Annotated in this window: 15 protein-coding genes; 4 read left to right on the top strand and 11 right to left on the bottom strand. The window is 39.2% G+C overall.

The features are described 5' to 3' along the window. Positions 1-117: 117 nt before the first annotated feature. A complete protein-coding gene (locus tag ABM313_RS07975; RefSeq protein ID WP_434687116.1) occupies positions 118-1,146 on the bottom strand; it encodes a PDDEXK nuclease domain-containing protein in 1,029 nt (342 codons plus the stop codon). A 103-nt stretch (positions 1,147-1,249) separates the two neighbouring features. Here ABM313_RS07975 and ABM313_RS07970 point away from each other — a divergent pair, with 103 nt between their 5' ends. After that, positions 1,250-1,879, top strand: a complete 630-nt coding sequence (locus ABM313_RS07970) for a hypothetical protein (protein ID WP_434687115.1) — start codon at positions 1,250-1,252, stop codon at positions 1,877-1,879. Here ABM313_RS07970 and ABM313_RS07965 read toward each other — a convergent pair. The 7 genes from ABM313_RS07965 to ABM313_RS07935 form a co-directional block, all read right to left on the bottom strand. Continuing rightward, a complete protein-coding gene (locus tag ABM313_RS07965) occupies positions 1,868-2,536 on the bottom strand; it encodes a Uma2 family endonuclease (RefSeq protein ID WP_434687114.1) in 669 nt (222 codons plus the stop codon). The two genes, ABM313_RS07970 and ABM313_RS07965, sit on opposite strands and share 12 nt — an antisense overlap. After that, complete coding sequence (locus ABM313_RS07960) at positions 2,529-2,732, bottom strand: hypothetical protein (RefSeq protein WP_434687113.1); 204 nt, start codon at positions 2,730-2,732, stop codon at positions 2,529-2,531. The genes ABM313_RS07965 and ABM313_RS07960 overlap by 8 nt, the downstream gene beginning before the upstream one ends. Positions 2,733-3,011: 279 nt before the next feature. Continuing rightward, the gene (locus ABM313_RS07955) at positions 3,012-4,493 is read right to left on the bottom strand and encodes an Hsp70 family protein (protein WP_434687112.1); all 1,482 of its coding nucleotides are present in this window, start codon (positions 4,491-4,493) and stop codon (positions 3,012-3,014) included. A gap of 6 nt (positions 4,494-4,499) precedes the next feature. Next, positions 4,500-5,651, bottom strand: coding sequence for a hypothetical protein (locus tag ABM313_RS07950; protein ID WP_434687111.1), 1,152 nt, complete (start codon positions 5,649-5,651; stop codon positions 4,500-4,502). Continuing rightward, positions 5,644-6,600, bottom strand: a complete 957-nt coding sequence (locus ABM313_RS07945) for a hypothetical protein (RefSeq protein ID WP_434687110.1) — start codon at positions 6,598-6,600, stop codon at positions 5,644-5,646. Before ABM313_RS07945 ends, ABM313_RS07950 begins: the two co-directional genes overlap by 8 nt. A gap of 293 nt (positions 6,601-6,893) precedes the next feature. Next, positions 6,894-7,418 (bottom strand): hypothetical protein, encoded by a 525-nt coding sequence (locus ABM313_RS07940; protein WP_434687109.1) that lies wholly within the window; start codon positions 7,416-7,418, stop codon positions 6,894-6,896. Beyond that, a complete protein-coding gene (locus ABM313_RS07935; protein WP_434687108.1) occupies positions 7,379-7,630 on the bottom strand; it encodes a hypothetical protein in 252 nt (83 codons plus the stop codon). Before ABM313_RS07935 ends, ABM313_RS07940 begins: the two co-directional genes overlap by 40 nt. Positions 7,631-7,969: 339 nt before the next feature. Between ABM313_RS07935 and ABM313_RS07930 the strand changes: the two genes are divergently transcribed. Next, the gene (locus ABM313_RS07930) at positions 7,970-9,280 is read left to right on the top strand and encodes a CCA tRNA nucleotidyltransferase (RefSeq protein WP_434687107.1); all 1,311 of its coding nucleotides are present in this window, start codon (positions 7,970-7,972) and stop codon (positions 9,278-9,280) included. Positions 9,281-9,699: 419 nt separating this feature from the next. After that, entirely contained in the window at positions 9,700-10,965 is a 1,266-nt protein-coding gene (locus ABM313_RS07925; RefSeq protein WP_434687106.1) for a site-2 protease family protein, read from the top strand. A 396-nt stretch (positions 10,966-11,361) separates the two neighbouring features. On the opposite strand, the gene ABM313_RS07920 is transcribed toward ABM313_RS07925, so the two are convergent. The 3 genes from ABM313_RS07920 to ABM313_RS07910 all read right to left on the bottom strand — a co-directional run bounded on the left by ABM313_RS07920 (position 11,362) and on the right by ABM313_RS07910 (position 14,682). After that, positions 11,362-12,969 (bottom strand): hypothetical protein, encoded by a 1,608-nt coding sequence (locus tag ABM313_RS07920; RefSeq protein WP_434687105.1) that lies wholly within the window; start codon positions 12,967-12,969, stop codon positions 11,362-11,364. Between the two features lie 501 nt (positions 12,970-13,470). After that, a complete protein-coding gene (locus ABM313_RS07915; RefSeq protein ID WP_094532186.1) occupies positions 13,471-13,692 on the bottom strand; it encodes a Calvin cycle protein CP12 in 222 nt (73 codons plus the stop codon). A gap of 93 nt (positions 13,693-13,785) precedes the next feature. Further along, complete coding sequence (locus ABM313_RS07910) at positions 13,786-14,682, bottom strand: 4-hydroxybenzoate solanesyltransferase (RefSeq protein WP_434687104.1); 897 nt, start codon at positions 14,680-14,682, stop codon at positions 13,786-13,788. A gap of 492 nt (positions 14,683-15,174) precedes the next feature. Between ABM313_RS07910 and ABM313_RS07905 the strand changes: the two genes are divergently transcribed. Beyond that, complete coding sequence (locus ABM313_RS07905; protein WP_434687103.1) at positions 15,175-15,663, top strand: hypothetical protein; 489 nt, start codon at positions 15,175-15,177, stop codon at positions 15,661-15,663. Positions 15,664-15,701: the final 38 nt, after the last annotated feature.

The following is a 15,701-nucleotide window of genomic DNA, read 5'->3' as shown; positions in this document are numbered from 1 at the left end:
TATTCCTCAATACCCAATCTAAAAACATCTTACACACAAGCGATCGATTCATTAACTTCAGTCACCATCAAACCAGCCATCATCAACAAGCGATCGCGCCCACATCACAATAGAGCATTACTCCTCAATACCATTCAACAACATCGCCACCTGCTCAGGCGCAGGCAACTGATCCCGCAAATCCTTCGGCAGCGTTGATAACCGATAAGTCGCCACCCCAATAGGCTTACTCGCATCCTTCAGAGCATATTCCACAATCGTCTTATCCTTTGACTTACAGAGAATAATCCCAATCGATTGCCTCTCATCATCCATCCGTACCTTATCATCCAACACCGCCAAATAAAACTGCATCTTACCCACATACTCAGGCTTAAATTTCCCAATCTTCAACTCAACCGCCACCAAACATCGCAAATGTCGATGGTAAAGCAGCAAATCGATAAAATACTCATCATCCCCCACCTCTAACCGATACTGACTACCCACAAACGCAAACATCCCACCCATCTCTCGCAAAAATGGCTCAACCTGAGCCAAAATCGCCGTCTCAAGCTGCCTCTCACTATGTTCATCACCCAATTCTAGAAAATCAAAAGTGTATTCATCCTTAATTGCCAACTTAGCGTGATCGCGAATATCCTCCGATAGAGTCATATCAAAATTTGTCTGATTCAGCAAAGTCTTTTCATAGGTTTGATTCTCGATTTGGTGAATCAACACATTCTTTGTCCAGCCAAATTTGCGCGTCATTCGCAAATAAAACTCACGCGCCAAATCATCCTTGCATCTCTCCATAATTACTAAATTATGCGACCATCCAATTTCTGCCACCAGTGGTGACAGTTTTGTATTGAGATGATATGTCACGTAAAAATCACGCATTCTCCAGATATTACGCGCAGAAAACCCACTGACACCTTGAAACTCAGCTTGCAAATCTTTAGCCAACTGCTCCACCACCGACTTTCCCCAAGTTTCTCCTTGTTGACGAGTGACAATCATCCTGCCAAGATCCCAATAAAGCATCACTAGCTCCCGATTAACCGCCCTCAAAGCCTCATATTGAGCAGTCCGAATCCTTTGTTTTACCTCAACAAGCAACTCCGTATAAGATTCAGGAAAAATGCTGTGATTAGATGTCATGCTAACATTTACACAAATTTACAAGATCGATATTAATCCTTACTCAGCAACAATCTATCTCTATGATTACTGCCTTTGTGTCACATCTATAAATTTTATAACTATGCCAACAAAAACTAAAAACATCAAACCTGAAAAGAAAAAAGGATTTTCGCATTTTCGCTATGCTGAAGCCTTTAAGCTGCTGCACATAGATGAATTACAGAGATGGCATATTGATATTCAATCTTGTCCACCCAGTGACTTTCTCCGAATTCGCCTAAAACGATTAGAACAATGCTTCGATCTGCAAAATTATGAAGAATCAAAAAAGTTAGTTATCGACGCAATTTGTGAAGAAGCAATTATTAGCTTTGAACATCTCAAAATCTGGAAGGGGGCGGCGCTATCTTCAGATATTGCCACAGGTGCAGCCGACTATCTAATTGCCGAACGCAAAGCCTATTTAGAAGCTCCATTTCTCTGCATTGTCGAAGCAAAAAAAGATGACTTTGAGCAGGGATTAGCGCAATGTTTAGTAGAAATGCAAGCTTGTCAATGGCGAAACAATCAAATTGGTAAACAAATAGATGTATTTGGGATCGTCACAAATGGTGATACATGGAAAGCCTATAAACTAGCGATCGCTGGTGCTGTCTATGAAACCATGCCCCATGCCACAGGGGACTTAGAGAGAGTATTAGGACTGCTGCAATCGATATTTCGAGAATGTGAACAGAACCTAGGCTGGTGAGACTGTAAAAGTCTGCAATAACCATCTCGCGATCGCGCCATCATCTTCTGTTAGACTGCGTTTAAGTGCCTCTTCAACTATGGCAATACTCAAACCCTCTAAAACCTGTGACTCTCTAATTGTGCCACTACGCTCCCCTGACATTTCAAAAGCATAAACCTGTGACTCGCCGCCATTCACTACCCAATATTCCTTTACTCCCAACTGCTCATACAAAATCCGCTTGCGCCCCAAGTCATCATTCAGGGATGTTGTAGCGATTTCCACTACTAAATGAGGAATCTCAAAACTATCAAGATCGATAGAACTGTTATTTTGAGGTGGCAACAAAAAACTATCGCCAATATAAAAAGAGCAATCAGGCTGGCATTCTTGCAAACCTGTTTTCCGAAAACTGGTATTTGTCAGCTTGAGAATGCGAATATTTTTAGCGATCGCAAATAGACTAATCACATCATAAACAACCGAATTATTGCGCCCATGTAAAGAACCATTAGCCGCCATCTCAATTCTCATTGTATCGCGATCATAATAAAACCTAGCCATTTCTGCATGAGCAGGATCGTCCGCAAGCGTTAAAAACTCGTCCCAAGTTGCCTTAATCCAGCGATCGCTGACAATCTCTGCTTTAGAAACCGTAGTAACTGTATTAACCATGATTCACCTCCAAGACTTCGGTATATTCATAATCATAGGCACTCTTTCGCACTAGCGGATAGCTCTTGCCATAGAGAACGATGTCATCGGTTTGAGTGTCAGGCTTATTAGAGTTGAATACAAACACATATTCTTTACCCACGCGAGGAGTCATTTCCTCGGCAACTTCCACCCGCCACTGGGTTTTAGAAACCATCACCACAAGCTGATTTGCCAATTGGGGAATTGATTCTACTGGAATTCACAAGTTCCAGCGCAGGATCGCTTACAAATTCGGCATTTAAGTGTTTGCTGATACTCATTAATTTGTTTTTCACTCCAATATTGCCTCTGAGTTCTTGTATCAAAGCTACTTGGTCTTAACTCGTAGGCAAAGTCACCAGAAAAATAAACAGATTGTTTTCTTCCATCGTCAATCATCAAGTTTGATTTTATTTGCAAGTTTGACTGGAGCATATTTTCCTACAAAATAAATTTAAGCAAAGCGAAGACCATAACAAATATCATGAAACTCAGCATAGACTGGTTCTCCTTTTATTGAGCCTCTAGCACTAACTCTCAGAATGATATCTCTATCAACTCGAATATCAGCCATAACTTTTTCTTGATATACGTCTCTTAACACTTTAGAAACAGGAACTCTAATAATTGGCTCTTTGACTTGATACCTACCGAGTTCATAAGCGTCAGCCATGATTAAAACACCTTCCCCTTCTCGATTATCTGTACAAAAGAACTTGATTTCTTTCTGAGCAACTTCGGGCTTAAGGATAGTACCTTTGTCAAATATCGTATAGTGACTTTCATCTGATAGTTGAATGCAAATGGGTCTTACTAGATAAGGCTGCCAATTATTAAATGAAATAATAGCCGCACCTTCAGCAATAACTGTATCAGCATTAGAAATTCGTTGAACTTTGGTTGTTCCAAACTTATCTCTCATCATTTGATCAAGTAATAGAATTTTAGAAGTTCCACCAATAAGTAGTACTTGACCTATCTGTGAGGAATTTATACGAGAACTATGCAAAACTTGATCAACTAGACTCATAGCATCTTGAATATCAAGATTAATCAGAGATTCAAAGTGACTTCGACTAATATCTAATTCTAGAGAATAAGATTGGTCGTTAAGCGATAAAAACTCAGGGATTAATACGGATGAGCTGTCTTTATCGCTTAATTTAATTTTGGCAAGTTCAATCTCATTAGATAAAATACTCTGGATACCATCATCAAATCTGAATCTATCACGATTAATATTATTTTCCTTGCAGAATCTATCAATCACATCATCCATCAATTTTTCGTCAAAATAGTCACCTGATCGATCGGGCTGCCCAGCGTTACAGACTTCACAAATAGTTCCTGAATCTAGTTTAACTAGAGTAATATCAAGAGTTCCACCACCCCAGTCAAAAACTAAAATATTCTCTTTAAGACTTTTTAAATCATCTACGGATCTAGGATTTGAAAACAGATAGCCGATTACAGCCGCGAAAGGCTCATGAATAAAGCTTTTAACTGAAATACCCGCATATTCAGATGCCTTGCGAATAGCCTGTCTTTGTTTGCCATTAAAATATAATGGAATTGTAATAACAGCTTCTTTGATTTCAGGATATTCAGAATTTTGTTTTAGCGCAGAATCTTTGAGAAATCTAAAGATATTACCTGCTATCTCCCATGTGTGATGCGACTTGCCAAATATTTGAACTTCAATTTCTTCTGCTATTCGACTTTTGATAGATTTAACGAAATAATTGCCTGGTACATTACCAAATTGGCTGATTTTATCTTTTGCTTCACGTCCAACCGTAGGAAACCCCGAGCCTCTATACCACAATACAGATGGATGAGGACGTTTAATATTATCTACAAAAGCAGTAATTTTTTGCCCATCAAACACGGCAGCTACTGAGTTAGTTGTACCAAAATCAATACCAAATCCAACCATATGTTTTTATTTGTTGTCTTCAGATATAGCTAATTCACTCTTTATTGTACCAATAATTTTTAGAGCAATACGTGCATTAGCCTGTAAATTTTCAGGATTGATAAAACATCTTTCTAGCTTATCAAGCTCATGCTCTAGACGATTCTGCAACTGATTTAACACTGAGTTTTTTTGTTGGCTAATCTCTGATTCACTAGAAGATTTAAGATAAGCATACAATTTTTTCTGATGTTCCAAATTCTCTTGTTCTTCGATCAAATCTTTTTTGTATTTTATAAGTTCATCTTCTAGCTTCTGACAATATATTTTTAGTTGTGATACTTCTTGTTCAACCTTAAGACGATTTTTTTTCTCTCTTTGATAGCTTTTATCTAGTTGATCAACTTCATCCATCTTTTGAATTGCTAAAGCTTGACTGTAACCTCCAAACAAAGTAAGACGCTTTGCCTCATTAGTGGTAGGCTTTTCCAAAGTAAATAAATCAGTAATAGCTTTAACTCTATTTTTAACAATTTTATCTAGTGAAGATGTATTTTCAAGTTGGTTATCCAAAAGACTACCATCAGCAAAAGCACTTAAAACTATATCAATACGAGTTGATACAACAGAAAAATCTGCTTTATAAATTAAGTAAGAAATTAAATTTCTAATGAAGTCTAGTTTTTGGTTAAGAGTTTCTTCTTTGTTAGCTAATTTTTCTTTAAGCCAGTTGAATAGAACCTGATTTCCCTGATTATTGAGCAATACACTATTAATTCTAGGCTCTAAGTCAAGTCCACTCTGGATAAAATCAACAATTTCATCTGTGATCCCATCTAATGTTCGGAGTCCATTTACAGAGGTAAAATTTTTTGATAAAAGCAAAAAATGAATTAGTGCCTTATATTCTGAAGGACAACCGAGTATCGATTTTATCAAGGTTTGCTTTTGTGTGCTATCAAGCTGATATTGTCGTTTAGGATTAGCAATTATGGCTGTAAAACGTTCAGCTAAAGATTTATTCCAATTAGGTTGAATCGATATTTGCTTTACTGCTTCACATAAATCTTGTGACGATTTAGGTTCACTTATATTAATTTGAAAACTTGGCTCTTTTTTGCCTTTCGAGGATTTTTTCTTGCTATTGTCTTTAGAGTTTTGAGTGATATTATTAACCATTGAATGCTTTTGCCTCCTTTCCAAATTCAGGATGATTTTTTATCATTCGATAAGCCTCTTTTGCTTTGTGAATATCCCCCCATTCCCTATAAATTCTAGCTTTAAATAAAGAGAACTTGTAGAGATAGTTTTGGTTGCTTATTCCTTCGAGAAGCCTATCTAATCTGTATATCCAATTATAATTGATTTTTGAGCGATCACTATAATACATTTTGATTGCTTCCAATAAGTCAGAATGGAAAGCATCAAGTAGAATTCCTTGGCTCTGTCTCATTTCAAAGGGGGGTAAATCGTCAACCTCTTTTACTTTGTCGTAGGATTGGGTAAAGAAATGCCATGCCAAGAAAAACACAGAATTTTCTGACACATTCAAATGTTGATCAAACCAATTCATTTTAAAAGCTATTGCTTTACAGGTTAATTGAGCTAATGAAGTGGTAAAAGATTGAAGCTTTCCATAAGCTCTGCCAAAATGCACAGAGATGGCATCAAAATCTCTTGAATGACGGTTCACCTCTAAATCATGTCCCCTCAAATACTCTAAAAATCCAGCTTGATATTGGGATAATGAGACTGTGTTTGTGTAGATAGAGTCTTGATATCGCCACCATTCATCATCAACTGTCCGATCATTTCTATCTATTCTCACCTGTAATAATTCAATTTCAGTTTCTAGGTTATTGAGTAGCTCAAGATCTAGTTCGTTAAAGGCTTCATGGTTAGACGGTTGAAATAATAAATTTGTGTTCTCATATTCATGTCTATGTCCCTCAAATATATGGTTGTTTAACTCCGCGTCCGTGAAGAAAAATCTTTGGCAGATAGGACATATTATAGAAGGTAACTCTCTGCTAGGTAAGCTCTGAATACCAAGCTTTTGCCTGATTTGTTCGATTTTCCATCCAGACAACTCATCATTATCTTCTAATGTGTCTAAATAAATGCCCATCTCAGCCTCATTGTAGATTTATCTTTACCTTAGTTGTTGCTCTATACAACTGAATCCTGTCTTGCTAAAATAAATATCTGCTGATGTAGATATTTATTCTAAACTAACTCGTAATAATTCGACCTAACCCAAAATTCTTCGCTCATGTGGGTAAGCAGGTGAAGCCAATTAAACAATCTGACTTAAACCGTTGCGGCGACAAAGTGTGACTTTTGGGTGAAGTAGAGCTTTCACCCAAATCCCTATATGAGCGAAATTCTTAAAAAGTCTAGAACTTTTCAACGATGTAAGCATTAATTTATTGAAACGATTATTGATTGGTTACATCTTTTAATAAACTCATCGATGGGGAACTTGTCAGAACGCAACCGCAATAGCGATCGCCTTGCAGCTTCAGGAAAGTCGATAATTTCTAACATCGGTGTTTCATTTTCCCACAAGCGCCGAAAGTTTTCGGCTTTGCTCAATGTGCGCTCTCTAACTCCCTCATCCCAATAACAGAACACATCTACACATTCAAAGTTATCCAGCAAAGCGCTGGCGCTCTCGTTTGCCGACCCTGTAAAAGCGACAATATTCCCCGCATTATCCTCAAATATGCCCAACTTCTCATGATAGATACCTCGATTATGAATATCTTTTCTAATGGCAAGTTTTATTTCCAATAGATTATGACTCAACAGCCAAGCGAGACAAGCCAAACGATTTTGGATTACCTGTGCAAACTCTTGATCGATCTCTCGGATTAGGTTTTGAGTAATTACCTCTTCTCTTTGCTTCAGCCCCAAAGCGATCGCTTCAGCATCCTGTTCTGACAAACAGGGGGAAGCAGCCGCATCTTTCCCCCCGACTGAATGAGCGCAAGCAATCCCCTAGCAACTGAAGCCATCGACGTACTTGAAAAAAATCCTACGGCTCGGCTATAAAGCCTAGAATTCTCTAGACAAGGAATATAAAAATCATGAACTAGATCGCCGCGATCGCTACGATATTCACTTTGGAGATTTAGATCTCTTAAGCAGCTAGGCATAAAAAATAAAAGGTAGAAAGTATCAAAAACAAGGAATTCTTATTGGGATTGAAGATTACTCCCTTCCTAGTCTAAAAATAGACATTAAAACCTAAAGATTAGCCGCTAATCTTTGAGTAGTATCTTCATAAACCCTATAGCGCTTTTCAAGCAAGCGAGGTACAAAGGTTTGTTTCCCCGCCTTCGGCGGGGAAACAAACCCGTACTTCACTAGACTAAATAGACGCTATAGATTGAATTATGATGTGTGCTGTCATCATTTCTGCAAATTAAGAGATAATTTAATGAAAATGTTAAAGATTAAATAGGTTTGTTAGAAGTTCAAAAGAATTAAAAAGAATGTATTTACGAAACTTTGCCGACTTCTTTAGTCTTTTGCAATGGCAAATTATTTTACAAACAGCACAGATCGCCCATGATTTGAATTTACGGGCTTTTGCGGTTGGAGGAATTGTGCGCGATGCCATTGTTAGGCAAAATCAAAAAACACCAACTTTCCCTAAAGATCTAGATTTAGTTTTCGATGGAGCTGAGCAAGCGGGAATAAAAGTGGCGATCGCTTTACACGAACTTTTTCCTGCATCAAAATTACAAATTCATGAAAAATTTCAGACAGCAGCATTGATTTGGCAAGATGCTGCTCAAGACTTTGAAATGGACATGGCGACAGCACGGCGAGAGATTTATGCCTATGCAGGTGCAAATCCACAGGTAATCGCGACGACTCTCGAAGAGGATCTGTGGCGACGTGATTTTACGGTGAATGCTCTAGCTATAGAACTAGATCCACAATTGGGAATTAAAGGCGAAGTAATTGATCGCTTCAATGGGCTAGCAGATTTAGTCAATAAACAGGTACGCGCCATTCGTGTAGGTAGCTTTGAGGAAGATCCGCGTCGATTATTTCGGGCTGTGCGTTTTGCTGTGCGCCTAGATTTGGTGATCGCTCCAGAAACCTACAGGGAAATTATCGAGACTACTTCTAGTGGCATCCATGACGCGATCGGTGGTGCTAGATTGCGATCGGAGTTGCTTTATACGCTTGCTGAGCCTAGGTCTGGGGCAATGTTTGAACTCTTGCAAAAATTGGGTGCATTGAGATGTATTCATCCAGATTTAAAGCTACCCGCAGATTTAGCTAATTCGTTTCAGCATCAATGGCGGCGATCGCAATATTGGCTCAAGTTGCTCAATCGATTAGAAACCAAAAGTTATGCACCGATACAACTAGGTTTGGAGTTATTGTTATCCTATTTGCCCCATCAGATCGTGACTCAACTGGATCTTGGTTTAACCCCTGAACAAAAAACAAGGCAGCAGAAGCTAGCAGATTTAACTACATATTTGCTAGATTTGGCAAATATTGGTTTAAAAAAGTCATATATCACCCAAAGGCTACAAAAATTTGACACTCAGACCTTAATCTTGGTGGGTGTAAAATGTGAATCTGCTCAACGGCGCATTGTCTGGTGCTATCTTAGCCAATGGCAAATGGTCAAATCTCCTTTAACAGGTGCAGATCTCCAGCAACTTGGATATCCAACTGGTAAGCAAATGGGCGAAATATTACAACGCTTAAGATTTGCCATAATTGATCGTGAAATCCACACTAAAGAAGAGGCGATCGCCTATCTTCATGCCCAAGAGTAATACCAAAACACAAAATGGCATAGCCATTTTGTGTTTTTACAGCCTATTGAGGCTTTGAGTAATACAGATAAATTTTGGGAAGCGGCGCGGAGCGCCGCTTCCCAAAATTTATCTGGGGTTTAATTAAGCGCAAAGCGCTGTAAAACCCTTACTGGGTTTGGTTTTTAATTCACGAAAGTGTTGCCACTCTTTTGTGAATTGGTATAACTCCAAAACAAAAAATGGTAGAACTATTGTTTGTTTTGGAGTTACTCTTGCTGGGGTTGGTTTTTAATTCACCAAAGCGTAACTACGCTTTGGTGAATAAGAATAAAGACTTGCTTCGCACGCCTTTATTCTTAAACATTTTGATGATTGCGATAAAATGTAATCAAAAGCTTTCAGCGCCAATCAGTACAAAAATTTAGGACAGACACATCATGAGAGGCGGTATCCGCATCGGCAGCATTTCTAGCATTCCCATATATATTGATTCATCATGGTTTCTCGTCCTCGGCTTTTTAGCTGTTTGGCTGAGTGCTGCCTATACGAAGCTATCACCGTCTTTTTCGCTAGGTTATGGTGCTATCACCGCCATGCTTTTCTTTTTGTCGATCGCCTTCAATAAAATTGCCCATGCGGTTATGTCTAAGGCTCGTGGCGTAGAAATCAACGCGATTAATATTCAATTTATGGGTGGGGGTAATACAGTTGAACAAGAAGCCAAAGATCCTTTCTCTGTATTTAGTATTGCGATCTCTGGACCTTTGGTGAGCTTAGTTTTGAGTGTGATTGGATTTACGGCAGCTTGGCTAATTGCAGGGGATGTGATTTTTTCTAGTAATCCTAAAACTATTGAAACATTACCCGATAGTATTGGCAGTATTCGCACGATTTGGACAATGATTGCGCTGAATATTGCTCGCATCAATCTGATCTTTGGGGTGTTTAGCCTTATTCCTGCTTTACCTTTTGAAGGTGGTCATATTCTCAAAGCTGTAGTTTGGAAACTCACAGGCGATCGCTTTACTGGTATCCGATGGGCTGCGCGATCGGGGCAGTTTTGCGGAATCTTGACGATGATTTTGGGTGGATTGGTCATGTTTAGCAGTCCTATTGGTGGATTGTTTTTGATCTTTATCGGATGGTTCCTATTTGGTAGTGCGGGTGGCTATCTCTATCTCAACAATTTACAACAGGCTCTACTTGATATTAATGCTGAAGCTACTATGACAAGGGATTTTCGCCTAGTTGATGCTGAAATCTCATTGCGTGAATTTGCAGACAAATTCTTGTTAATGGAAGAGAAAGACGCAAATCCAATTTATATCGCTTCATCAAATGGTCGCGATCGCGGCATTATTTCGGCTGGTGCGATTCGCAATATTGATAGTAGTGAGTGGCAAGCAAAGTCCTTGCAAGCTCTCGTCAAACCATTAGATGCAATTGATACGGTTGAGCTTAAAACACCAATTTCTACGGTTGTAAATTTACTGGAACAAAAACAATTGCGTTATATAATTGTGCGATCGCCTGTGGGTTCAGTCGCTGGAGTAATCGATCACGGAGATGTCATTAAGGCTCTAGATAGCAAATTACTTTGGCGCATTCCGTCAGAATATGTCAAACAAATTAAGGCAGACGGGAAATTTCCTGCTGACTTCCGTTTAGTCGAAATTTGCGAACAGTTAAAAGAGAAACAATAAAAAAAGCACAAAATGGCGTAGCCATTTTGTGCTTTTATGGAAATTAACAATCAAACCAAAAAGCTTTCGGTGATGTTAAGTAGAAAGAAGATCGTCATCATGTTTCCATGTCAACTTAAAACTGATGTTACGTGGAACTTAGATGGTAGACCTCTTGCTGCTAGCGAAGCAGGGCAAGCACGGGGGCATTGCCCCTACCTCAAATTTTAGAGGTTACTGTAGGGGCTGGGCCCCCGTGCCAGCCCTAAACCTTTGCTATAAAAGGAATTCCTTCCACGTAACATCAGTTAAAAGAGGATTTGGAGACCAAATCCCTACATATTTGTAAATGTAGAGGCTTGGTCTCCAAGCCATAATCTCAGCTTTCCATGTAACATCAGTTACTTAGTTTGTTTCTTAGAAACCGATAGAATTTAAATCTTCTGAAAAATCTTCTAAAGTGACAAAATTAGAAGCAGGTTGTGACGCAGCTTTTGAATCTGAGCCATTGAGGGAAATAGTTTCCATATTGCCTAATATTCTCTCTATGGTCGTCGCTCCAAGATCTGAGCCTAATTTGATTTTTTCTTTCTCAATAGCGTTGTTAATAGTTTGAGATTGTCCAGTTTGTTCTTCCTCATCCATTAGCTGCAACAATTTATCTAAATTTTGTTTGGGAATTCTTGATTTAATTGTCTCAATATCACTTTCCAATTCGGTTATATCTGATTCTATAGATAGATCAGAAGCGCGATCGCTAGCGGAGAAATTATCAAACAAATCATCATCTTTATTTTCTAAATTTGTTTCTTGGTTGATTTGATCATGATCAATAGATAGATTTTCACTCTCATGATAACTATTTACTGAATCCACATTCATAAAGTCATCGAATAAAGAATCCGAAAAATTAGAGTTTTCAGTTATATCATTAACGATTTGCACTGGTTGAGAACTTAATCGTGATGGCTCTGGAAAATCATCAAATAAAGAACCTGCTGTAATTGAATCTAAATTATTATCTAGGATAGATTCTGGAATTGACTGATTCTCTTCAAAAGTTGGTGATGATGTTTCTGGATCGTCAAACAACGAATTAGCTGTAATTGTTGCCAAATTAGATTCTGCGTCTAAATGATCTATTGAATCGGTAGAATGATCTTGAGTAATTTCTGGACTAGCACTGGCTAAATCTATCTCTGGATCTTTAGTAGTAGGCTCAGGATTGCTTTCTACCAAGTCCAATGTTATGCCTTGATGTGGAACTTCTGGCTCATCTAGATCTTGGACAAGATCAGCAGGTTCTAAAAATATCTTAGTAACTAGACGGATTTTGGCTTTTTGCCATTGTTGTCCAGGCTGTAATATTGATAGATTGGTAATTACTTGATCGCCATGCTGATCGGTTTTACTAGATTCAGCGATCGTATCAAGTAAGCTTCGTAAATTAGGATTAGAAGCCACAGCTGCAAATAAGAAACTTGGCTGGCTAATTACCTGAATTAATTCTGTAAGCGTAGTTAAGCAACGCACAGTACCAACCTGTTCGTCGGTAAAGCGCACAATAATATCTTGATATTCTTGGAGGTTTTTCTGGATTTGAGACAACTTCTGCACGAGGATGACTCCTTTAGGATTACTGACAAGATCTGTGTTTTGACCCTGTGCGACGCTAGTATCCTTGGCAATCTGTGGAGTTGGTAATGATTGTTTAGATTCGTCGCCTAGATCACGCTGTAGATCGATTTCATGTTGCCAAGCTAAGTAGTGATTATCAGAGCGGTAGGTAAAAATTTTGACACGCTTGATTTGCTTGACCTGTAAAACGATCATACCCCTATGAATAATTGTTACAACCGCTTTTTGATTCGGTACTTGGGTTGCTTGTAAGGAAATTTTTAGGCATTCTGCCTCTAGCTCAGCTTCAGCATGGATGCCTTTAGATGCTAGCGATCTATTGATCAAAGCTGCGATCGCATGGGGATCGCCTTGCTTTGCCAAGTCCATAACGCTTAGTTGTGTCATACCCTATTCCCGATTGGCTACAAATTTCTCTAGCAACTATAGATGTCCCACATCAATACGATTCTCTCATTGAAAATAGTCATATCTCCAGAGTGTTTTGCTACTTTACAGGAGCTTAAACTAAGTTAAGGCTCTGTAATTAAATTAAATTAAATACTCAATTTTTAGTGACGAGGGTTCACCGTGACACTATAAATCGATTCTTTATTTAGTCGTGCGTCCCTTACTCTAAATGTAACTGACAATTTTGTAAATTTGCGTGCTTAGAGACAAATTTTAGCGTTTCATATCAAACATAGAAAAGGGGGCGCTTTTAGTCCCATTTTCTAAATGAATTACCCCGCCGTAAGCGGACGGGGTATCAAATTCTTTTTTACTAGAATATACTCACACCGCAGAGCGGTGGGGTATTTACCCTCTTAGTTCAAATAAAAAACTAGAACCTCTGGCGCACGCGCAGCGTGAACCAAAGGTTCTAGATACTTATCAAGTTTTTAGTAATTAATCTTCGTAAAGGCGACACTCAGCGGCATCAGGGTTATCGTCACAATAAACTTCTAGGGAATTTTTACCCTTTGATTGCTTTTGATGTGACGACTCAGCTTGGAGTTCTTCGACTGCATCCCATGCAGCCGCACATTCTTTTGAACCAGTACCGCTAACTTCGCAGGTTTCTCTGGCTTGCTGTACTTCTTCTAGGATTTTCTCTTTAATATTGCTCATGTATTTTTTCTACTATCTATAACTTAGATACTAACAGACTGAGGCTAGCTAGACATCATGCGTCAGGAGTATGAGACTGTGTAGTATGCTCTCTTAGCCGATGCTTAAAGCTGATGGTAGCATTCCCGCTAGGATAATAAAGCCGATCCAGACATTTTGACCAAATGCTTTTTGATATAACTCGCTAGGAACTTCAGCTTGATTTAGTCTGTTACATTGCCATATCCATATTACTCCTGCCGTCAAGCAAGCAAAGTAGTGTGCGTAACCAAGTTGGATCTCCCAACCTAACCAAATCAAGCATCCAAGGGCGATCGCTAAAAACACACCGATCGCAAATGTTACATATCTTCCAAAAAAGAGGGCGCTAGACTTAACTCCAACCTTAAGATCATCAAATCGATCACTCATGGCATAGATTGTGTCAAAGCCCATTGTCCAAGCGATCACGGCTGTCCATAGCTCCCAAGCATAACGATCAAGCCCACCAGTAACTGCGCTCCACGGGATTAGTACCGCAAAACCCCAAGCGATCGAAAGTACTAGCTGTGGTAATGGAAAAAAGCGCTTGCAAGCAGGATAAATGGCAATTACAGGTACGGCAGCAAAGCACAGCCCAAAGCTTAGAGGATTGAGGTAGGTTGACAATAAAAACGCACAGAGTCCTGCAACTAGTAAAACTGCGATTCCTACTTGGATTGACAGAGAGCGTTCAGCTAGAGGACGGGTTTTAGTACGATCGACTTGTGGATCAATATCGCGATCCCAGAGATCATTAATTACACAGCCTGCGGCACTGGTCGCTAAACTGCCAAGAATCACTACACCTAATAAATCAAGGGGTGGTAATTGGTGTTGGGTTTTGGCTGCTGCTACTGTTGCCCACAGTGCAGGCAACATCAAAATTAATCTTCCTGCGGGTTTGTGCCAACGCAAAAGACGCACGATCTTTTGAAATGTTGATTCGTTGTTAGTGAGGCTCGTGGTCATAGTGAAGTGAATGCGTGTCAAGTCTTTGGGATTAACTATAGCAATTTCTCTCGATCAGAATGGAGGCGGAAATACCTGTGCAAAATAAATTACCAAACCCCGTAAAGTTTCGCCCCGCAGGGGCGAGGCTTTACGGGGTTTGCTTTGTAATTAATTACTCCTAGCTACTTACTCCCTTCTCACCAAAGAAATAGACACATAAAACCAAGAAGTAGCGTTGCGGCGCTTTGCGCCGCAACGCTACTTCTTCACAAGGGTTTTTAAAAGACAAAATACGTCATTTTGTCTTATAGCTAGGACAAATCAAAACCCAAAAGATGAGTGGCGGCGCGAAGCGCCGCCACTCATCTTTTGGGTTTTATGTCCTAAGAAAAACTTACATTGCTATGTTAGGCAAAGTAGCTGATTACAAAGGTTTTCAGTATTGTTACAGTAATATCTGGGCAACGAGCATCTCTGCACTTGCAAATTGCAAAAGTATGAGGTTTTGAGATGCGTTTAATTAAATCTATTTTCCAAAAATCCTTGACGACTCTGCTGCTGAGCTTGGCTCTGTCCGTATATGCTGGGATCGATGGTAACAAGGCGATCGCCGAGAATTTAACTACTGGCTTGACCGATGAGCTAATCAATGACAAAACCTGTGAAGGTACTGGGGGAATTCTTGCCTATGCAGAAACTAAAGACTTTGGGCTATATGTTTGTGCGGATATTCGAGATATTTCTCAACCTCGGTATTATCGCAGTGTGAATAAAAATGGCACTAAGGGGGTAAGAGTCACTGCAAAAACTTACAATCCGAACCAAGGAAATTATTTTGAATTTCATAATGGTGATTATGTGTACATGATCCAGATCCCATCTGAAAATATTAAAAATCCTGTACTAATGGTTGAGTTTCCCGATGGTTCAGGATATGAGCAGAAGATTACTCGCTTTTTAATGAACGGTGAAGCGCGATCGCCAATATCTAACAAATAAAAAAGGCGGCGCAACGCGCCGCCTTTTTTATCAAATAT

Origin of the sequence: Pseudanabaena minima str. Chao 2107, from assembly GCF_051131155.1 — a bacterium.
Taxonomy (GTDB): Bacteria; Cyanobacteriota; Cyanobacteriia; order Pseudanabaenales; family Pseudanabaenaceae; genus Pseudanabaena; species Pseudanabaena minima.
Note: the sequence above shows the minus strand (reverse complement) of the source record. Positions and strands in the feature narration are given on the sequence as shown.